This is a genomic window from Jatrophihabitans endophyticus, assembly GCF_900129455.1.
Classification (GTDB): Bacteria; Actinomycetota; Actinomycetes; order Mycobacteriales; family Jatrophihabitantaceae; genus Jatrophihabitans; species Jatrophihabitans endophyticus.
Genome location: NZ_FQVU01000001.1, coordinates 100,903 through 121,024 on the forward strand (window position 1 = coordinate 100,903; position 20,122 = coordinate 121,024).

The following is a 20,122-nucleotide window of genomic DNA, read 5'->3' on the forward strand; positions in this document are numbered from 1 at the left end:
CGTGAACACGATCCGGGTGGACGGGCAGCACCTGTCCGTCGACGAGCTGGTGCCGCTGGCCGGCGGGCCGCTGCGGGTGAGCGTCACCGACGAGGCGCGTGACCGCGTCCGCCGCTCGCACGAGTGGGCGGTGCGGCTCAGCGACGAGCGACCGATGTACGGGCGGAGCACCGGGGTGGGCGCCAACCGCGAGGTGCGGATCGAACCGTCCGTGGCGGCGGCGCAGGCGCTGCTGACGAGCCACGCGACCTCGGCCGGTCCGCCCCGGAGCCCCGACCGGGTGCGGGCGCTGCTGCTGGTGCGCCTCAACCAGCTGTGCGCCGGCGGCTCGGGCGTCTCCCCGCTGGTCGTCGACGAGCTCGCCCGGCTGATCTGCGACGACGCCCTCCCGGTGATCCACGAGCACGCCGGGGTGGGCACCGCCGATCTGTCCGCACTCGCCGCGACCGCGCTCGCGGTGCAGGAGCACTCCCGCGGCCACCTCGTCGAGCCGCTGCTGCTCGGCCCGGACGACGCCCTGCCGTTCCTGTCCAGCAACGCGGCCGCGCTGGCCGACGCCGGCCTCGCGCTCTCGCGCTACTCGCGCGCCGCCCGCAGCGGGTTGGCCGTCGCTGCGCTCAGCTTCGACGCCCTCGGCGGCAACATCGAGGCGTTCTCCCGCGCCGTCGAGCGGGTGACGCCGATGCTCGGCGCGCGCGCCACCTGCCGGGCGATGCGGGCACTGATCGGCTCCGAGGCGAGCCACGCGCTGCGCATCCAGGACCCGTACGGTCTGCGCGCCCTGCCGCAGAGCCACGGTGTGCTGCTCGACTCGCTGGCCGCGCTGCGCGACGCCGTCGACGCCTACGTGAACGCGCCGTCGGAGAACCCGGTCGTGCTGCCCGACGGCGCGGTCGCGCACCACGGCGGGTTCCACGCGTCGTATCTCTCGGTCGCGAGCGACACCGTCCGCAACGCCGCGGTGCAGTCGGCGCAGCTCGCCCTGCACCGACTCACCTACCTCAGCGAGCCGCAGCACACCGGGCTGACCCCGTTCCTCGGTGACGGCACGCCCGGCGCGTCCGGCGTGATGCTGGTGGAGTACGTCGCGGCGTCCGCGCTCGGCGACCTGCGTGCCGCCGCCGCCCCGGCGGCGGTGCAGACGACGAGCCTGTCGCGCGGCGCGGAGGACACCGCCAGCTTCGCCTCACTCGCCGCCCGCCAGCTGCTCGACAGCGCGGAGAGCTACGAGCTGCTGGTCGCCGCCGAGCTGCTGAACGCCGTCCGGGCGCACCGGCTGCGGGGTCGCGCGCCGGACGGGCCGTTGCGCGACGTGCTGGCCGCCTGCGCCGGGCTCGCCGACGACCACCGCGACCGCGACCTCACCGCCGACCTCGAGACCGCCCGCACGCTGATCGCGCCGCTCACCGAGTTCGTCGACCTGCAGCTGCCCGACACGAGCTGGGAGAACGACCTGGGTTGACCCGTCCGCGCCGATCGTGGAGCGACATGCTCGCCGATCGAGCAGAATGCTCCACGATCGGGTTGACTGGCCGCCGTGCACCGCATCCTGCTGCGCGAGCTCGTCATCGACGCGCCCCCGGAGAGCTTCGCGGCGACCCGCGACTTCTGGGCCGCCGCCCTGCTGAGCGAACCCCGGCCGGTCGACGAGTACCCCGAGTTCACTGCGCTGCCCGACCCGGCGTCGCTGTCGTGGGTGGGCCTGCAGCAGCTCGAGGGCGGCGCCGCTCGCGTGCACCTCGACGTCGAGACCGACGACGTGGACGCCGAGGTGGCGCGACTCGTCAGACTCGGAGCGACGAGGGTCGCCGACGGCCGGACGTGGGTGGTGCTCCGCGATCCGGCCGGCCTGCTCTTCTGCGTCGTCCCCGTCGAGTCACCCTGGTTCGCCGAACGCTCGCGGGTCGTCCCCGACGCCGATTCCCCGTGATCAACAGCGGGTTACCGTCGCCAGGGCGACGACAACCCGCTGTTGATCACCCCCGGGTGGTCAGAACGGGTAGTGGCGCGGGCCCTCCTGGACGGTGATCCAGCGCAGGTCGGTGAACTCGTGGACGCCGGCGAGGCCGCCGAAGCGCCCCCACCCGGACGCCTTGACGCCGCCGAAGGGCATCTGCGCCTCGTCGTGCACCGTCGGGCCGTTGACGTGGCAGATGCCGGACTCGATGCGGCCGGCGACCTCGAGGGCCCGGGCGGTATCGCGACCGAAGACCGCGGCGGACAGCCCGTAGTCGGTGTCGTTGGCGGCCGCGACCGCGGCGTCGACGCCGGCCACCGTCATGATCGACTTCACCGGCCCGAACGACTCCTCGCGCCAGATGCGCATCTCGGCGGTGACGTCCGCGACGAGCGTGGGCGCCATCAGCGTGGAGTCGGCCCGACCGCCCACGGCGACCCGCGCGCCCTGCGCGACGGCGTCGTCGAGCAGCTCGTTGCACCGCTCGACGGTGTCGCGGTCGATGACCGACCCGAGCACCACGTGGCCGGACGGATCACCCGTCGGCAGCCCCCCGGCCTTGTCGGCGAGCTTGGCCACGAACTCCTCGGCCACCGCCTCGTCGACGACGATCCGCTCGGTCGACATGCAGATCTGCCCGGAGTTCGCGAACGCGCCGAAGGCGGCGGCGTCCACCGCGGCGTCGACGTCGGCGTCGTCGAGGACGACGAGCGGCGCCTTGCCGCCGAGCTCCAGCACGCTGGGGGTCAGGTGCTCGCCGCACAGCCGGCCGATGACGCGCCCGACCGCGGTCGAACCGGTGAAGTTCACGCGCCGCACCGCAGGATGGCCGATCATGGCCTCGACCACCGCCGGCGCGTCGTCGGCCGCGTGCGAGACGAAGTTGACGACGCCGTCGGGCAGCCCCGCCGCGAGCAGCGCGTCGACGATCAGCCGGTGGATGCGCGGGCACTTCTCGCTCGCCTTGAACACGACGGTGTTGCCGACGGCGAGGGGAGTCGCGAGCGCGCGGACGCCGAGGATGATCGGCGCGTTCCACGGCGCCATGCCGAGCACGACGCCGGCCGGTTGCCGCACCGCCATCGCGAGGCTGCCCGGCACGTCGGACGGGATGGTCTCGCCGCGTACCTGCGTGGTGAGCGACGCCGCCTCGCGCAGCAGCGAGGCACCGAGACCGATGTTGAACTTGGCCCAGTGCGCCGGCGCGCCGGTCTCGGCCACGGTGGCCGCGGCGAAGTCCGGCGACAGCGCCTGGAGCCGGTCGGCGGCCGCGAGGAGCAGGCGGCGCCGTTCGCCCGGGCCCGTCGCCGCCCAGGCGGGGAACGCGGCGGCGGCGGCCTCGACGGCCGCGACCGCGTCCGCGGGCGTCGCCGCCGCGGCGGTCGTCGCGACCTCGCCCGTCACCGGGTTGCGGCGCTCGAAGGTCGCGCCGGCGGACGCGTCCGCGTCGGCGCCACCGATGGACAGCTGCACGTTGTCGGTCATGGCCCCACGCTATGGGCCGGGACGGGCGAGGGGGAGAGGTGAGTCGCGAACCGGTCGCGCCGGCGCCGCGACCGATGTCGAGAACCGGGTGCGGGCTCCGTCATCACCGTGTCGGACGGCATCATGGCCGTCCCGAGGAAAGAGGGAAGTCCATGCCGAAGTTCCTGCTGCTCAAGCACTACCGCGGCGGCCCGGAGCCCCTGCCCGACTGCACCCCCATGAGCGAGTGGACCCCCGAGGAGATCAGCGCCCACATCGCGTTCCAGCACGAGACCGGCCGCATGCTGCGCGAGAACGGCGAGTTCGTGGACGCGCAGGGACTCAGCCCCGACGGCAGCTACGTGCGCTTCGGCGGTCCCGACGCACCGCCGGTGACCGACGGGCCGTTCCCCGAGGCGAAGGAGCTGATCGCCGGCTGGTTCCTCGTCGACGTCGACTCCGAGGCACGTGCCCACGAGATCGCCGCGTACGTGTCCTCGGCACCGGGCCAGGGCGGCCGACCCATCTACGAGTGGATCGAGGTGCGCCAGATCATGGGCGCCCCCGCCCAGGACGTCTGACCCGCCGCTCGTGGACGACGCGCTGCTCCGTCGCCTCGTCCCCGAGGTGCTGGGCGTCCTCGTCGGCCGCGGCATCGACTTCGCGGCGGCCGAGGATGCCGTGCAGGACGCACTGCTGGCGGCGCTGCGCACGTGGGACGAACGCCCCCCGAGCGATCCGCGGGGGTGGCTGATCCGCGTCGCGCAGCGCCGCCTGGTCGACACGTGGCGGGCCGACGCGGCGCGACGCCGGCGCGAGCTCGCCACCGTCGCCGAACCGGGCCCGGGACCGGCCGCGCAGACCGACGACACCGTGCTGCTGCTGGCGCGATGCTGTCACCCGTCGCTGTCACCCTCGTCGGCCGTCGCGCTCACGCTGCGTGCCGTCGGCGGGCTCACGACGCGGCAGGTCGCCGAGGCGTTCCTCGTGCCGGAGGCCACCATGGCCCAGCGCATCAGCCGGGCGAAGCGCACGATCGCCGGGGAGGGGATCGGCGCGTCGGGCGACCTGGCCGTCGTCCTGCACGTGCTCTACCTGATCTTCACCGAAGGGCACACGGGGTCCGTCGACCTCGCCGCCGAGGCGATCCGGTTGACCCGCATGCTCGCCCGCGGCACGCCCGACCCCGAGGTCGCCGGGCTGCTCGCGCTCATGCTGCTGACCCACGCCCGGCGCCCGGCGCGCACCGACGACAGCGGCCTGCTGGTCCCGCTCGACCGGCAGGACCGCTCCCGGTGGGACACCGCGACGATCGCCGAGGGCGTAGGCATCCTGCAGCGCGCGCTCGCACTCGACCGGCGTGGGCCGTACCAGCTGCAGGCGGCGATCGCGGCGCTGCACGACGACGCCTCGAGTGCCGACGAGACCGACTGGCCGCAGATCCTCGCGTGGTACGACGAGCTGCTGGCGCTCGGCGACAACCCGGCGGTGCGGCTGAACCGGGCCGTCGCGGTGGGCGCCGTCGACGGTCCGCACGCCGGGCTGCGTGCCCTGCAGGGTCTCGACGAGCAGGTGCCCGAGCTGTACCGGGTGGACGCGGTGCGCGCCCACCTGCACGAGCGGGCGGGGGACGCCGAACTCGCCGCGCAGCTGTACCTGCGGGCCGCCGACCGCACCCCGCGCTCGGCCGAGCGCACCCACCTGCTGACACAGGCCGCCCGGCTGCGCCGGCCCGTTCGCTGACGAGTCATCGGCCGGGCGACCCGCTCGTCATCGTCAGCTCGCCGGCGCCCAGGGCTGGACGAACTCGTTGCCCTCGCGGCCCTCCACGGCCATGAGCAGCGACGCCGCGTCGGCGGCGTCGAGCTGCTCGCGCACGATGTCGGCGTGGCCGGCGTGCCGCGCGAACTCCTCGACGTGGTGCAGCAGCTCGAAGCGCTGCACCGACTCGGTCGGGCCGTACACGCCGTCCCAGGGCGCCGGCGGTGCCGTCGCGGCGGCGCCGGGATCGGTGGCACGCACGTCGCCCAGGTACGCCTCGACCGACCGGTCGAAGTCGTCGAGCGCGCCGGCGAGCGTCTCGCCGTCGGTGAGCGCGAAGCTGCCGGCGAAGCGCGCGAACGCCGCGGCGTCCAGCGCGGGGGCGGGGTCGGTCTTGCGCTGCTCGCGCTGCTGCATGACGTACGTCGCGTGCTTGACCAGCCCGCCGACGGATAGCGCGCTGCGGCAGGGCGTCGCCCGTGCCTGCTCCTCGGTGAGCCCGAACGCCGCGGCGCGGATCGCCGCGAGCTGCTGCTCGAGGAAGCCTGCGATGGCCTGACCCTCGGTGTAGACACCCGGACCGAACATGACGACCTCTTCTCCACGACGACGTGCTGACGAGAGGCAGTCAACCCGGGAATCAGGAACGTCGGCTTCCGCTTACCGGTCGCAGTGACGGATTCCTGCCACACCGACGGCTCCGTCGCTGCGCCGTAACACGGTGTCCGGTTCGTGCCCGACCCCGCGCGCGGCCGGAACGCTGCCGCAACATCGACCACATGAAAGCTCCTTAGGTTCCGCTCGTCTGGTCAAACCTTCAACCACGAGCGAGGACCTGAGTGAAGCTGTCACCCGGCCGGAGGACGAGGGTGCGCGTCGCGCTGCCCTTGGCCGTGGCCCTGAGCGTGTCGGTGCTGTCACCGATCGCGAACGCGACCCCCACGACCACCGCTCCCGCGGCGAGCCCGGCGGCCGCCGAGGCCACCACGCTGCCCGACCCGACGGCGCGCGGCACCGAGACGATCAAAACGATCCAGGAGGTCAAGCTCGGGCTGGCCGACCTGCAGGAGCCGAACTCGTCGGGCGCCGCGCCGGGGACGGGGCAGGCACAGTCGGCCGAACGATTCGAGATCCGTGGCGCGCTCTACTACCCGGCCGAGCGCAGCGAGCCCTCGCCGCTGATCGTGCTCGTCCACGGCAACCACGGCTCGTGCGACGCCGGGCAGGACTCGACCACCGCGACGTGCACGTCCTTCAAGCGCAACGAGGCCGGCTACGCCTACCTCGGCGAGAACCTCGCGACGTGGGGCTACACCGTCTTCTCCCTGTCGCAGGACCAGCTGATGATGCGCCAGGACAACAGCAAGGGGAAGGGCATGCACCAGCGGCGCATGCTGATCGCCAAGGCCCTCGACGCGCTGTCGGCCGCGAACAAGCCCGGCGGCCTGACCGACGACGCGCACACCACCATCGGCGACACGCTCGCAGGCAGGCTCGACCTGACCCGCATCGGACTGATGGGGCACTCCCGCGGCGGCGACGCCGTCACCAGTTTCATCGACTACAACCGCATCCGCACCGACGGGCCGCGCTATCCGATTCGTGGCGTCATCTCGCTGGCGCCGGTCGACTACGAGCGCAAGGCGCCCTACGGCATGCCGTACATGACGATCCTGCCGATGTGCGACGGCGACGTCTCCAACCTGCAGGGCGCCCGCTTCTTCGAGCGCAGCCAGTACGCGAACCCGAACGACCCCTTCCCGCGCATCCAGGTCGAGCAGCTGGGCGCGATCCACAACTGGTACAACACCGTCTGGTACGCCGACGGCAGCGCGGACGGCCAGAACAACAACGACGCGGCGTGCGGCAACTCCACCCCGTTCGCCGACACCAACGTGCATCCGCACAACCTGCGGCTGTCGGGCGCCGCGAGCTACACCGACCCGGCGAAGAACTACGCGGTGAACAACGGGGCCGACAACGCCGACACCTACGACCCGGCCGTCAACACCAAGATCTCGGGCGACCCGGCGCGCATGGGCGACCAGGAGAAGCTCGGCCTGGCCACCATGGCGGCGTTCTTCCGACGCTACGTCGGCGGTGAGGGCGCCTTCGAGCCGTACCTGACCGGCGAGCTCTCCGACACCGACTCGCACCTGCAGGTGCCCGCGTCCGCGTGCCCGACGAGCGACTCCGGTACCCGGATCGCGTGCTCGGAACGGGTCAACACCACCTACGTGGCGGCGCCGAACGAGCGGGTGGACCTCATCCGACCCGAGGTCGAGAACCCGCTCACGCTCGACGCGCTCGGCGGCTCGCTCACCGGCTCCGGCTTCGCCGACCCGTACGCGCAGGCCGCCGGCGTCACGCCCACCCCGAAGGCGACCGCCACCGGCTACGACTGGTGCAACCCCGAACCGGACGACTTCGCCCCGTCGCAGCTCGGCAAGAGCACGCTGCCGACCGCGGCGAAGGCCTGCCCGCTGCCCGCCGCGAGCGCGCTGGGCGGCCAGAACGGCATCCGCGAGAACGGTCCGGTCAACCAGTCCTACGGCCGGCAGCTCACCATGGCGTGGGAGCAGTCGAGCCCGGCCAGCCTCACCGCACAGATCCCGGCGGCGTCGAAGGACGTCAGCGGGCTGAAGGCGCTGGCGCTGGACGCGGACGTCAACTTCTTCGACACCCGCAACCCCGGCGCCGACGACCGCGGTGACAGCACCAAGGTCGGGTCGGACTGGCCGAACGAGAAGCCGACGTCCTACGACCCGACGGCCACGACGCAGGACTTCCTGATCGACCTGACCGACACCGACGGCCACGTCGCGACGGTGCACGCGAAGGACCCGCGCTGGGGCAACGCCCTGCACATGTCCACCGGCACGAACACGCCGAACACGCACATCGTGCTCGACCAGATCCGTGTGCCGCTCACCGAGTTCACGAAGCAGGGCGTCGACACCGCCTCGCTGGCCTCGCTGCGGTTGCGCTTCGGGGCGGCGGGGACGCCGGCGTCCGGTTCGATCCAGCTCGCCGACGTCCGCTTCCAGGAGGCGACGGCCGGCTCGGCCGTCTACTCCGACGGCGACGTGGCGGACGGCGCCGGCTCGGGCCTGCCCACCTCGGGCCCCGACCCGGTCGCGGTGCTGAACGGCACCGACAACACCGCCGGGAACGTGAAGCTCGTGGACACGGTGGGCAACGCCAAGGGCAACAGCACCTGGGTCGTCGACGACGACAAGCAGCAGTGCCCGAACGCGAACTTCGCCAAGATCCAGGACGCCGTCGACCACGCCGCGCCGTGGGACACGATCGTGGTCTGTGCCGGCGTCTACCAGGAGTCGTCGACACCGGTCTACAGCGCGAGCAACCCGGTCGCGACCGGTGCCACGAACGGCCTGACGATCACGAAGCCGCTCAAGATCAAGGGCGCGGGCGCCGACAAGGTGACGATCGAGCCGGACCAGTCGCTCGACACGCTGGCCGGGGTCACCCCCTACCTGCGCGACGGCGGCGGCAACGTCATCACCGTGTCGCGACAGTCGCTCGGCTCGACGGACACCAACGAGATGTTCGTGGACATCTCCGGGGTCACCGTGACCTCAGGGAACACCTTCGCCGAGGCCGGCATCGCGTACTTCGGGACGGCCGGCCGCGTCTCGGAGAGCGTGGTCGGACCGATGAAGGCTGCGAGCACGACGGCCGAGCTGGCCGACAACCCCCACGGCTGGGGCATCGTGCGCACCGGTCTCGTGCTCGGCTCCGGCCCGGGCACGGTCGAGAGCGAGCTGACCGTCGCGAACAGCCTCGTCACCGGGTACCAGGCCGGTGGCATCCTGTTCGACGGCGGCCGCGGCAAGGACGGCAGTGCCGACAACACCGTGCGCACCGGCATCCGGGCCCACGGGTACGTGACCGGCACCGTGGTGAGAGGCAAGCCCAACTCGCTTTTTGCGCAGACGGGCGTGAAATACGCCAGCGGCTTCGACGGGTTCGTACGCGGCAGTCGGATCACGGGCAACTACTTCAAGGCCGATCCCTCGAAGTCGTACGGCATCCTGCTCGCCGACGCGGGGACGGACACCACCACCGGGCTCTCCGGTTCGGGTGACGTCGTCACCGGCAACGGGTTCGCCGTCTACAACGCCAACGCCGACAACAGCGCCGTCCGACAGTCGGCCCCGTTCGCGCTGTCGGCCAGCTACGTCGGGACGGGCGCACCGGTCGCCGGGGGGCCGGCCGACCCGGCCGCGGGGACCGAGGCGATCTCCGGCCCGGACACCACGCCGGCGGCGACCGTCACCACGCCGGGCCGGCTCTCCTCGGCTCCAGCCTCGGTGCCGACCGCGGCGGGGAGCGTGGTCGACGCCGCGCCGACGGCCGCGCTCGCGGACCCCGTGGGCACGGCGAAGGTCGAGGCGGGCGCGACGCTCACGGCGCTCGCCCGGGCGACGGACGACCACGCCGTGCAGTCGGCGACGCTGCTCGTCGACGGCACCCCGGTGGCCACGACGGGGATCGCGCCCTACCGGCTCACCTGGAGACCGGGCGCGGGCCTCGCGGGCAGGGTCGTCGACCTGCAGGCGCTCGTCACCGATTCCGCCGGGCAGCAGACCACGTCGGCTGCCGTCCGTACGACGGTGCTCGGTTCGTTCACCACCGCCCCGACGCCCCGCATCACCGGCACCGTCGCCGCGGGCCGGACGGTTCGGATCGCGGTGGGCACGTGGTCGCCGAAGCCGACGGCCTACGCCTACCAGTGGGCGGCCGACGGCACGGCGATCAAGGGGGCGACCCGGAGCAGCTACGTCGTGGCGAGGTCGCTGACCGGTCACCGGTTGACGGTGCGGGTCACGGCCACGCGGCCGAACTACGTGACCGCGTCGCGGACGTCCCGCCCGGCCCGGGTGTCCGGCGTCTTCGTCACCGCACGCCCGCGGATCACAGGCACGGTCGCGACCGGGCGCACGGTGAAGGCCGCGGTCGGGTCGTGGTCGCCCCGGCCGAGCGCCTACGCCTACCGGTGGTACGCCGACGGCAAGGCGATCAAGGGTGCGACCCACGCGCGGTACACGATCGCGACCCGGTTCGCGGGCCGGGCGCTGACCGTGAAGGTCACCGGCACGCGGTCGGGATACCTCACCGCGCGCGCGGTGTCGGCGAAGCGTCGCGTGGCCGCGTCGTAGGCCGTCTCTGCGCATCCCACGTCGCTGCCCCGGGTCGTCACGGCCCGGGGCAGCGGCACGTCCGCACCCGGCCCCGCGCCCGCGCGGCTCAGGGCACCAGCACGATCCGGTCGGTGCTGTCGGCGGCCGCCGTCCACGCCTGCTCGACGTCGGCGAGCGGCACCGCGCGTGCCCGCACGTCGAACGCGCCGTCGGCCACCGCCGCCGCCAGCTGCGGGAGCTCGGCGAGGAAGTCCCGTCCCGGCACCGAGCCGATACCGCTGCCGACGAGCTGCACCCGGGCCGAGCGCAGCGCCGCGGACGGGATCGCGGCGGCGGGGCCGGCGACCGAGCCGATCTCGATCCAGGTGAGCGGCACGCCCCGGTCGCGGCGGGCGGTGAGCACGTCCACCAGCGCGCGTGCGGTGGGCTCGCCCCAGACGTAGTCGAGGACGACGTCCACGTCGGCGGCCCGGTCGAGCTCGTCCAGGGTGCAGGTGACGTCGGCGCCGAGCGCCGCCACCTCGGCGAGCCGATCGGGGTCGCGGCCGGCGGCGACGACGTGTGCGGCCCCGAACCGCTTCGCGACCTGGACCGCCATGCGCCCGGCGTTCCCGGTCGCGCCGAGCACGAGCAGCGCGCGCACCACCTCGGGCTGGACAAGTCCACGATGTCCGGGCTCGTCGAGCGCGCCGAGCGCCGCGGCCTGCTCGCCCGCGGCCCCAACCCCGACGACGGCCGCGCCGTCGACGTGGTCATGACGCCGGCCGGTCACGAGCTGGCCGAGCGGGTGTACGCGGACGTGCGGCGGGCACTCGGACCGCTGACCGAGGCCCTCGGCAGCCGCGAGCGGCAGGCGGTGACGCGACTGCTGGAGCGCATGCTCGAGCACTGACGCGCCGGTGCGACTCCGGCCCGAACCGGTCAGGCCGGCTGCCACAGCTCGATGCGATTGCCCTCGGGATCGGTCACCCAGCCGAACCGGCCGACACCGGCGAGGTCCTGCGTCTCCGCGGCCACGTCCGCGCCGTGGGCGCGCAGCTGCGCGAGCATCGCGTCCAGGTCGCGGACCCGGAAGTTCAGCATGACGGCCTGGCCGCGCGAGCCGAAGTAGTCGGTGTCGGCGTCGAACGCCGCGAACACCGTCACGCCGTCCTGCTGGCGCCACATGCCGTGCTCGTCGGCGGCCAGCCCCAGGCAGTCGCGGTACCAGGCGCTCAGGGCGCCCGGGTCGCCGGCTCGGACGAAGTACCCACCGATGCCCAGCACGGATTCCATGCCGACATCCTGGCGCACCAGGGCGCCGGGCGCCTCTTAGGCGGTGGCGGTGTCCGGCGCCACGAGGTCGGGACCGGAGCGGACGTCGGGCTCGACGTGGGCGGCGAGCGTGGCGAGGTCGAGACCGAGGACGCCGCCGAGCGCGGCGACGGTGAAGAACGCCGGGGTGGGGATGCGGCCGGTCTCGATCTTGCGCAGCGTCTCGACCGGGACGCCCGCGGCGATCGCGACGTCGACCATGCTGCGCTCGCCCCGCGCCTGCCGCAGTGCCGCACCGAGCCGGCGGCCGCGGGCACGCTCGGCGGGGGAGAGGATCGGACGCACCATGACCGTGATACTAATACCGGTATAACAATCACGCTCATCGAGGGGACGCAGCATGGTCGAGCTGAAGACGCCGGGGGAGATCGAGGCCATGGCGGCTGCGGGAGCGGTCGTCGCCCGGGCACTGGCCGCGACCCGTGCTGCCGCCGCGGTCGGAGTGCGGCTGGGGCAGTTGGACGAGGTCGCGCGGGGGGTGCTGCGCGAGGCCGGCGCCAGCTCGCCGTTCCTCGGCTACCAGCCGTCCTTCGCCGGCAGTCCCTATCCGGGCGTGGTGTGCCTGTCCGTCAACGACGCCGTTCTCCACGGCACCCCCACCCGTTACCGACTGCGTGACGGCGACCTGCTCAGCGTCGACTGCGGCGCGACGCTCGACGGCTGGACCGGTGACGCCGCGATCTCCTTCTGCATCGGCACCACCGGCCCCGCCGACGCCCGACTGCTCGAGCGCACCGAGGCCGCGTTGACGGCGGGCATTGCCGCCGCGCAGCCCGGGGCGCGCATCGGCGACATCTCCGCCGCGATCGGCGCAGTCGCCCGCGACGCCGGGTACGGGCTGTCGACGGACTTCGGCGGCCACGGCGTCGGCCACACCATGCACGAGAGCCCGCACATCCCCAACGACGGTCGTCCCGGACGCGGCATGCGCCTGGAGGCCGGACTCACCGTCGCGATCGAGCCGTGGTTCCTCGCCGGCGGGCAGGACGCCTATCGCGTCGACGACGACGGCTGGACGTTGCGCAGCACGGACGGCTCCCGCGGTGCGCACTTCGAGCACACCATCGCCGTCACCGACGACGGCCCGCGCGTGCTGACCGTCTGCTGACGCAACTGACCAACGCGACCCGGCCGCGCGGGGGAGGGACGCATGTCACGGCTGCGCCTCCCGAGCGGCGGGAAGGGACAGCGGCGGCGAGGACGGCGCGTGATCGTCGTCCGCCGGGCGCGGCACGACCCGCCCCTGGGAGCGATCGACGAAGCGGGCGGGTTCGGTGAGCACCAGGCCGAGTGCACCCACCAGCGAGGCGCGTTCGCCGAGCGGCGAGACGCGGAGCTCCACCGTCGACCCGAACGGCAGCGCCCCCAGCTCGCGCCGGATCGGGTCGACGAGCAGATCGCCGAGGCCGGTGAGCTCACCGCCGAGGACGATGCGGGCGGGGTCCAGCACGACGGCGATGTCGGTGAGGGCGCGGGCGAGCGCGGCGGCGCCGTCGTCGACGACCCGGCGCCGCTCCCGCGACGCGCGGGCGCCGGCGACCAGATCGGGGATGGAGTCGGCGGCGGCGGCGGTGCCCGCGAGCCGGCGCAGCATGCCGTCGCCGCCGGCGTACAGCTCCAGACAGCCGCGGCGACCGCACCAGCACTGCTGGCCGCGCGGGCGCACGGTCACGTGGCCGAACTCGCCGGCATAGCCGTTGCGACCCCGGACGACCCGGTTGCCGCGCGCGATGCCGAGACCGATGCGGCTCGCGACCTTCACGAACAGGATGTCGCCGCCGCCCGCGGCCGGGCGCGCCAGCGCCTCGCCGAGGGCGCCGAGGTTGGCGTCGTTCTCGGTGACGACGGGGATTCCCCACCGCGCGGCCACGCTCTCGGCGAGCGTCGAGTCGGTCCAACCGGGTAGGACGCCGGGCACCGCGAGCCGGTTGCTGTCGGTGGCCACGGGCGCGGCGAGGCTGACCGCCGCACCCACCAGCTCCTCGGCGTCGACGCCGGCCTGCTCGATCGCCTCCTCGATGCTGCGCAGGACGAGACGGGTGCCGCGCGCGGCGGCGTGCCCGCGCGGCGCGGTGACCCAGCGTTCGGCGAGCACGCTGTGCGAGAGGTCGCCGACCGCGACCGCGACGTGCCGGACGCCGATGTCGACGGCGATGGCGGTACCCGCCGAGCGGTCCAACGCGACCCGGGCCGCCGGTCGGCCCATGCCGGCCCCGGCCGCCGACCGGCGCTCGGTGATCAGCCCACGCTCGCCGAGCTCGCCGAGAACGCTCGACACCGTGGCGCGCGAGAGGCCGGTGTACTGCACGAGCTCCGCCCGCGTCGCGCCGCCTGCCTGCCGGAGTACGCGGACGACACTCGCTCGGTTCGCCGCGCGCAACGCGCCGCTCGTCTGCCGAACGGCGCGCTGGGCCGCGTCCTGGGATCCCGCACCGGTCTGCACGGGCACACAGTCGCCGTCGGCCGACGTTCAGTCAATACTTCGACACAAGGGTGATCGTCCCCACGGGAGCTCCGTCACGCCGCCACTCTCATTCGTTCGTGCCGCGGGTGATCCAGCCGCTCCATTCAGACCAGTTTGCGAGCACGTTGCAGCTGTGGACCGAGGCGTCGCAGGTGCCCACGCGGTAGGTAATGGAGATGCCTTCGGTGAAGTCCTTGTTGCACTGGTGTCCGCCCTGGGCCGGCGATGTGACCACGACCGGATCGAAGACCGCGTCCTTGCCCGCGGTGTTGACGCACATACCCGATCGACCGTCGGATGTCTTCCACCGGACACCCACTCTGCGACCGTCGACCTTCGTGTCACCGGGCTCGATCTGGTCGCCACTCGGGCGGAAGCAGCCCACCGCAGTCTGGTTGCTGGGTGTCGTGCCGTTGGAGACACAGAAGTGCGAGCCTGTCGACCACGCCGAGGCGGTCGCGGTCTCGAAACCATCAGCGGCCATGGCCGGTGACGCGGTCGCGATCGCCGCTGTGGCCAGCGACAGCAACGAGGCGAAGGAGAGGGTGTACCGACGCTTGGACATGTCAGCTCGCGTTCTTCCGGGAGATCCAGTCAGACCATTGGCTCCAGTTCGCAAGGTTCGTGCAGTCATGCGCGGAAGCGTCGCAGCTCCCTACTCGGAAGGTGATGGTGGCTCCTTCGCCGAAGTCCTTGTTGCACAGGTGCTTGCCGCTGGGTTGTTGAGTAGGGGGCGTAAAGCTGAAGTCCTTGCCGGCGGTGTTGACACACAGACCCTTCCGGCCGCCACTGGTGGACCACTGCATGCCAGTGCGCCGACCGTCGGCCTTGACATCACCCACCTGGAGATAGTCGCCCCGTACCTCCAAACAGCCATACGCGCTGTTCTGGGCGTTGTTCACGCACCAATAGGTTCCGTTGACCCAAGACTGGTAGGTGGCAATGTCGTACTCGCCGCTCGCGGCCGCAGCCGGGGATGCTGCGATCATCAGGCCCGCGACACTTGCAGCGCCGACTCCGAAGGCTGTGCCTATCCGTCGCACGAGCTTCCTCCTTTGGTTCGTCCCGGATCCGGTTTCGTCCGAAGTGGTCAGCTAGACGTTCGCGCATCCGCGCGTCGGACAGGTCGTTGCGGCCCAGCTCTTGCCGCAAAACTTGCCGCTTACGACCACGTCCAGCTGATGCCGACCATCCCCGGGGCAGTGACATGCCGCGTGACCGACGCCGATCCGGTCGGATCGAGGGAGATCGGGCCTTCGACACGCAAGTCGGCGGGGTTGGCGCCCGCCGTCGTCCACAACCGTCGTGGTGCTGAGGGGTCGACGAACGTGACGGACACCGTTGCCAGGTGGGGCACGTCGCGCCACCCCATGGCGAAGTCCGGCTCCGACGCGGGGGGAAAGTCTGCGAGATGCCGAAACTCCCATCGCACACCCACTTCGTGCATGACCCCCGGACGCAGCACCGGATCGAGGGCCACGCGCAGCGCGAGGAGGTCGTGGCCCGGTATCCGCAGCAAGGCGGCGACCGTCCCGCCGATCGTGACGTCGGCGCTCACTGCGTCGAGGTCCAGGCTCGGATCGTCACCCCACAGCAGCCAGTGGTGCGCGACCGGATGGTCCCTGCCCTCGAGCAACAGCGAGTGGTCCAGGTAGTGGGATAGTCGGTCCGGACCGATAGTCATGCGGGCGTTCGACGACACCACGCGTGTGGCGCTGTTGAGCGGGCGCTGTCCGGTACCGAGGTAGGCGTCGACGTCGAGCGAGCGGCCGACGACGGGAGCCAGGCGAGACGTCGTGGGGTTCGGCGCCGCAGACGCGAGGAAGGTGGCGGTCTGTGCGGTCGTGAACCCGAACGCGCGCGCCAAACACGTCAACGAGTGGCGCTGCGGCCGGCTCGTCGCGCCGCGCTCGATCGACCGCAGCGTACGGAGCGAGATCCCCGCCGAGTCAGCCAACTGCTGTTGGGACATCCCGCGTGCGGTTCGTGCTACCCGCACCTGGTGACCGAGATCCATGACGGAGATAGTGCAGGTCGAAGGCACGTCCGTCGAAGTCGACAGCGGGGCCCAGGTAGCGGGAGTCTGGGCCGATTGACATAATGTGCATTATCGGCGCGATGTGCTGGATCACCAGCCGACCCCGCCGCGGGACGGCAGCTGCCCGAGCGGACCTGCCGTCCCGCGATCCATGCGATGACGTACGCGCCTCATCATCCTGCACGCCGCTCGTCGATGAACGTCGCTCGTATGACGAACGCGCCGCACGGGTTCGGGTCGGCGCCGACCACACCGTATGGGACGCGGCGGCATTGTCCGGCGCGACCGCTCCCGGCTCCAGGCGTCCGGCGTCCACGCGGATCGGATTGACATAACGTCTTGCGCAGACGGTCTCGGCCGTCGCGGTGCCGACGGAGCACGGCGGTGGGTCAGTGCCCGCCGGCGTAGGTGCCGAAACTCCAGCGGTTGTCCTCGGCATCGAGGATGCTGAAGCCGCGCGAGCCGTAGTCGGTGTCCTCCAGGTCGCGCACGAAGGCCGCGCCGACGTCCTTGGCGCGGGCGTGGACGGCGTCGGGGTCGTCGACGACGACGTACACCGAGCCGGCACCGCGCCCGACGGCGAAGGTGTCGTCGGTCTTGCCGCGGCTGGACAGCATCACCCGCCCGCCCTCGGGCCACAGCATCTCGCTGTGATGCACGGTCACGCCGTCGTCGGCGAAGTAGCAACCGCCCTCGACGAAGCCGAGGCGGAGCAGCCACGCGCGGACGGCGAGCGGGTCGTCGTAGGTCAGGCCGGGCCAGACGTTGTGATCGGTGGTCATGTCGACGAGTCTGCGGCCGTGGCCGGCGCATCGTCTTGAAGATTTGCGAACACGTCATGGCGACGCCGCCGGGTGGGCGGGAGCCCGGCCAGCAGCGTCCACTCCCGGGTGAGGTGCGCCTGGTCGGCGTAGCCGCAGGCGTGCGCGACCGTCGCGAGCGGCTCGCCGCGGCGCACCCGGACACGGGCCGCCTGGAACCGCGCCAACCGCGCGAACGCCTTGGGCGCCATCCCGAACTCGGCCGTGAAGGCGCGCGTGAGCTGCCGCGAGGACCAGCCCACCTCGCGCGCCACGTCCGCGACACGACACCGGCCGTGCGAGCCGGCGACGAGCCGGTGCGCGTGCGCGACCTCGGGCCGGACGGCGCCACGCCGGCCGCCACCCCGCTCCCCCAGGAAGCCGGCGAGCAGGTCGACGCACGCGGCACCGTCCGGCGCGGCGGCGAGGCGGTCGACGATGCGATCGGCACGCCGCGCGCCGACGAGGTCGGCGAGGTCGACGCAGCGGCCCGCCAACGACGCGGCCGGCACGCCCAGCAGGCGACGCGCGTCCACCGGCGTCAGCGAGCAGAACACCCCGCGCTCGGAGCCCCCGGTGAAGATCGTGGCGGGCCGGTCGTCGAGGCCCGACACGCTCGCGTGCAACCGCCGCCGCCCCTCACTCGGGGTGGCGAGCTCCAACGGCCGGTCGAGCGCGAGCACGAGGACCAGCTCCGCGGACGGCAGCCCGACGTGCTCGCCGACCGGCACGTCCGCGTGCGCGTAGTAGCGCAGCGCCGGCACGCTCCGATCACCCGGCCACGTAGGCGGCGAGATGCTCGCCGGTGAGGGTCGAGGCGGCGGCGACGAGATCGGCGGGCGGGCCCTCGAAGACGACCCGGCCGCCGTCCTGACCCGCCCCCGGGCCGAGGTCGACGAGCCAGTCGGCGTGTGCCATCACCGCCTGGTGGTGCTCGACGACGATCACCGACTTCCCGCCGTCCACGAGCCGGTCCAGCAGGCCGAGCAGCTGTTCGACGTCGGCGAGGTGCAGGCCGGTGGTCGGCTCGTCGAGGACGTACACCGTGCCCGCCTCCCCCAGCCGGGCGGCCAGTTTCAGCCGCTGTCGCTCGCCACCGGACAGCGTCGTGAGCGGCTGCCCGAGGGTCAGGTAACCCAGGCCGACGTCGGCCAGCCGGTCGAGGATCCGGCAGGCGGCGGGCACCGACGTCTCGTCGGCGGCGAAGAAGGCCGCGGCCTCGGACACCGGCATGGCCAGCACCTCGCTGATGTCCCTGGCGTCGTCGCCGGTGCCGAACCGGTACTCCAGCACGGACGCGTCGAAGCGCTTGCCCTCGCACACCTCGCACGTGGTGGCGACCCCGGCCATGATCCCGAGGTCGGTGTAGACCACCCCGGCGCCGTTGCAGTTGGGGCACGCCCCGTCGGAGTTCGCGCTGAACAGGGCCGGCTTGACGCCGTGCTGCTTGGCGAAGGCCTTGCGGATCGGGTCGAGCATCCCGGTGTAGGTGGCCGGGTTGCTGCGCCGGGACCCGCGGATCGCCGTCTGGTCGACGACGACGACGCCCTCCCGACCGGCCACCGAGCCGTCGACGAGCGAGCTCTTGCCCGAACCCGCGACCCCGGTGACGACCACGAGCACGCCCAGCGGGATGTCGACGTCGACGTCGCGCAGGTTGTGCGTGACGGCACCGCGCACCTCGAGCACATCCGACGACGTCCGTACCTGCTCCTTGAGCTTGGCCCGGTCGTCGAGGTGCCGGCCCGTGAGCGTGCCGCTGCGCCGCAGCCCGGCGACGGTGCCCTGGAAGACGACCTCGCCGCCGGCGGAGCCGGCACCCGGCCCGAGGTCGACGACGTGGTCGGCGATGCCGATGGCCTCGGGCTTGTGCTCGACCACCAGCACGGTGTTGCCCTTGTCGCGCAGCTGCAGCAGCAGCTCGTTCATCCGTTGGATGTCGTGCGGGTGCAGGCCGACCGTCGGCTCGTCGAAGACGTAGGTGACGTCGGTGAGCGACGAGCCCAGCTGCCGGATCATCTTGACGCGCTGGGCCTCGCCGCCGGATAGCGTGCCCGACGGCCGCTCGAGGGCCAGGTAGCCCAGCCCGATGTCGACGAACGCGTCGAGCGTCTCCTGCAGCGCCCGCAGCAGCGGCGCCACCGCGGGCTCGTCGAGTTCCTCGACCCACCCGGCAAGATCGCGGATCTCCATCGCGCACACGTCGGCGATGGAGACCTTCCCGATCTTCGACGACCGGGCCGCCTCGGTCAGCCGCGTTCCGTCGCAGTCCGGGCAGCCGGTGAAGGTCACCGCGCGCTCGACGAACGCGCGGACGTGCGGCTGCAGCGTGTCGACGTCGCGCGACAGCATCGACTTGCGGATCTTGGTGACGACCCCCTCGTAGGTGAGGTTGACGCCCTCCACCTTGATCCTCGTCGGCTCGCCGTAGAGCAGCTTGTCGAGGTCGCGCTTGCCGAACTTCGCGATCGGCTTGTCCATGGGCAACCCGGCGCCGCCGAAGATGCGGCCGTACCAGCCGTCCATGCTGTAACCGGGGACGAGCAGCGCGCCGTCGGCGAGCGAGCGGTCCGCGTCGTAGATCTGGGTCAGGTCGATGTCACTGACCGCACCGCGGCCCTCGCAGCGCGGACACATGCCGCCGGTGATCGCGAAGCTGCGGCGTTCCTTGGTCTGCCGGCCCGCCTTCGACACCGTCACCGCACCGGCACCGCTGATCGAGGCGACGTTGAAGGAGAACGCCTGGGGCGAGCCGACGTGCGGCCGGCCGAGCCGGCTGAACAGGATCCGCAGCAGCGCATGGGCGTCCGTCGCGGTCCCGACCGTCGAGCGGGGATCGCTGCCGAGCCGCTCCTGGTCCACGATGATCGCGGTGGTCAGCCCGTCCAGCACGTCGACGTCCGGCCGGGCCAGCGTCGGCATGAACCCCTGCAGGAACGCGCTGTACGTCTCGTTGACGAGTCGTTGCGACTCGGCGGCGATCGTCCCGAAGACGAGCGAGCTCTTGCCCGAGCCCGAGACGCCGGTGACCGCGGTGAGCCGGCGCTTCGGCAGCTCGACGCTGACGTCCTTGAGATTGTTGACCCGCGCCCCGTGGACGCGGATCAGATCGTGGCGGTCGGCGTCGCGCATGCGCAGGTCCTCCGTCCGGCGGCGGGC

The 20,122-nt window shown here is 72.6% G+C and carries 19 protein-coding genes; 7 read left to right on the plus strand and 12 right to left on the minus strand.

Annotation, left to right across the window (positions count from 1 at the left end; all coding sequences use genetic code 11):
* Position 1: 1 nt before the first annotated feature.
* Both BUE29_RS00445 and BUE29_RS00450 read left to right on the plus strand, forming a co-directional pair.
* Positions 2-1,462, plus strand: coding sequence for an aromatic amino acid ammonia-lyase (locus BUE29_RS00445; protein WP_073384625.1), 1,461 nt, complete (start codon positions 2-4; stop codon positions 1,460-1,462).
* A gap of 75 nt (positions 1,463-1,537) precedes the next feature.
* Positions 1,538-1,930: a VOC family protein gene (locus tag BUE29_RS00450; protein ID WP_073384627.1), complete on the plus strand. Its 393-nt coding sequence runs from the start codon at positions 1,538-1,540 to the stop codon at positions 1,928-1,930.
* 60 nt (positions 1,931-1,990) lie between these two features.
* Here the strand turns inward: BUE29_RS00450 and BUE29_RS00455 are convergent, their stop codons facing one another.
* Positions 1,991-3,442 carry an aldehyde dehydrogenase gene (locus BUE29_RS00455; protein WP_073384629.1) on the minus strand — a complete coding sequence of 484 codons (1,452 nt, stop codon included), beginning with the start codon at positions 3,440-3,442 and terminating at the stop codon, positions 1,991-1,993.
* A 152-nt stretch (positions 3,443-3,594) separates the two neighbouring features.
* On the opposite strand from BUE29_RS00455, the gene BUE29_RS00460 reads away from it, so the two are divergent.
* The gene (locus BUE29_RS00460) at positions 3,595-4,002 is read left to right on the plus strand and encodes a YciI family protein (RefSeq protein ID WP_073384631.1); all 408 of its coding nucleotides are present in this window, start codon (positions 3,595-3,597) and stop codon (positions 4,000-4,002) included.
* Positions 4,003-4,012: 10 nt separating this feature from the next.
* A complete protein-coding gene (locus tag BUE29_RS00465) occupies positions 4,013-5,164 on the plus strand; it encodes an RNA polymerase sigma factor (RefSeq protein ID WP_073384633.1) in 1,152 nt (383 codons plus the stop codon).
* Positions 5,165-5,197: 33 nt separating this feature from the next.
* Here BUE29_RS00465 and BUE29_RS00470 read toward each other — a convergent pair whose 3' ends face one another.
* A complete protein-coding gene (locus BUE29_RS00470; protein ID WP_073384636.1) occupies positions 5,198-5,770 on the minus strand; it encodes a mycothiol transferase in 573 nt (190 codons plus the stop codon).
* Positions 5,771-6,021: 251 nt separating this feature from the next.
* On the opposite strand from BUE29_RS00470, the gene BUE29_RS00475 reads away from it, so the two are divergent.
* Entirely contained in the window at positions 6,022-10,365 is a 4,344-nt protein-coding gene (locus tag BUE29_RS00475) for an Ig-like domain-containing protein (protein WP_200799965.1), read from the plus strand.
* Between the two features lie 88 nt (positions 10,366-10,453).
* On the opposite strand, the gene BUE29_RS00480 is transcribed toward BUE29_RS00475, so the two are convergent.
* The gene (locus tag BUE29_RS00480) at positions 10,454-10,990 is read right to left on the minus strand and encodes a zinc-binding dehydrogenase (RefSeq protein ID WP_200799966.1); all 537 of its coding nucleotides are present in this window, start codon (positions 10,988-10,990) and stop codon (positions 10,454-10,456) included.
* Here BUE29_RS00480 and BUE29_RS00485 point away from each other — a divergent pair.
* Positions 10,907-11,239: a MarR family winged helix-turn-helix transcriptional regulator gene (locus BUE29_RS00485; protein ID WP_268766560.1), complete on the plus strand. Its 333-nt coding sequence runs from the start codon at positions 10,907-10,909 to the stop codon at positions 11,237-11,239. The two genes, BUE29_RS00480 and BUE29_RS00485, sit on opposite strands and share 84 nt — an antisense overlap.
* Before the next feature lie 29 nt (positions 11,240-11,268).
* Here BUE29_RS00485 and BUE29_RS00490 read toward each other — a convergent pair whose 3' ends face one another.
* The gene (locus BUE29_RS00490) at positions 11,269-11,622 is read right to left on the minus strand and encodes a VOC family protein (protein WP_073384640.1); all 354 of its coding nucleotides are present in this window, start codon (positions 11,620-11,622) and stop codon (positions 11,269-11,271) included.
* Between the two features lie 36 nt (positions 11,623-11,658).
* Positions 11,659-11,949 carry a helix-turn-helix domain-containing protein gene (locus tag BUE29_RS00495; protein WP_073384642.1) on the minus strand — a complete coding sequence of 97 codons (291 nt, stop codon included), beginning with the start codon at positions 11,947-11,949 and terminating at the stop codon, positions 11,659-11,661.
* Between the two features lie 52 nt (positions 11,950-12,001).
* On the opposite strand from BUE29_RS00495, the gene map reads away from it, so the two are divergent.
* Positions 12,002-12,769 (plus strand): type I methionyl aminopeptidase, encoded by a 768-nt coding sequence (map, locus tag BUE29_RS00500; RefSeq protein WP_073384645.1) that lies wholly within the window; start codon positions 12,002-12,004, stop codon positions 12,767-12,769.
* 45 nt (positions 12,770-12,814) lie between these two features.
* On the opposite strand, the gene BUE29_RS00505 is transcribed toward map, so the two are convergent.
* The 7 genes from BUE29_RS00505 to BUE29_RS00530 form a co-directional block, all read right to left on the minus strand.
* Positions 12,815-14,104 (minus strand): ROK family transcriptional regulator, encoded by a 1,290-nt coding sequence (locus tag BUE29_RS00505; RefSeq protein ID WP_143167905.1) that lies wholly within the window; start codon positions 14,102-14,104, stop codon positions 12,815-12,817.
* Between the two features lie 88 nt (positions 14,105-14,192).
* A complete protein-coding gene (locus tag BUE29_RS00510) occupies positions 14,193-14,690 on the minus strand; it encodes a hypothetical protein (RefSeq protein ID WP_073384649.1) in 498 nt (165 codons plus the stop codon).
* Position 14,691: 1 nt separating this feature from the next.
* Entirely contained in the window at positions 14,692-15,114 is a 423-nt protein-coding gene (locus BUE29_RS21710) for a hypothetical protein (RefSeq protein ID WP_143167906.1), read from the minus strand.
* Between the two features lie 173 nt (positions 15,115-15,287).
* Positions 15,288-16,142, minus strand: coding sequence for a helix-turn-helix domain-containing protein (locus BUE29_RS00515; protein ID WP_073384651.1), 855 nt, complete (start codon positions 16,140-16,142; stop codon positions 15,288-15,290).
* A gap of 410 nt (positions 16,143-16,552) precedes the next feature.
* A complete protein-coding gene (locus BUE29_RS00520; RefSeq protein ID WP_073384653.1) occupies positions 16,553-16,945 on the minus strand; it encodes a VOC family protein in 393 nt (130 codons plus the stop codon).
* Positions 16,942-17,727 (minus strand): helix-turn-helix domain-containing protein, encoded by a 786-nt coding sequence (locus BUE29_RS00525; RefSeq protein WP_084180574.1) that lies wholly within the window; start codon positions 17,725-17,727, stop codon positions 16,942-16,944. The genes BUE29_RS00520 and BUE29_RS00525 overlap by 4 nt, the downstream gene beginning before the upstream one ends.
* A 7-nt stretch (positions 17,728-17,734) precedes the next feature.
* The gene (locus tag BUE29_RS00530; RefSeq protein WP_073384655.1) at positions 17,735-20,095 is read right to left on the minus strand and encodes an ATP-binding cassette domain-containing protein; all 2,361 of its coding nucleotides are present in this window, start codon (positions 20,093-20,095) and stop codon (positions 17,735-17,737) included.
* Between the last annotated feature and the right edge of the window lie 27 nt (positions 20,096-20,122).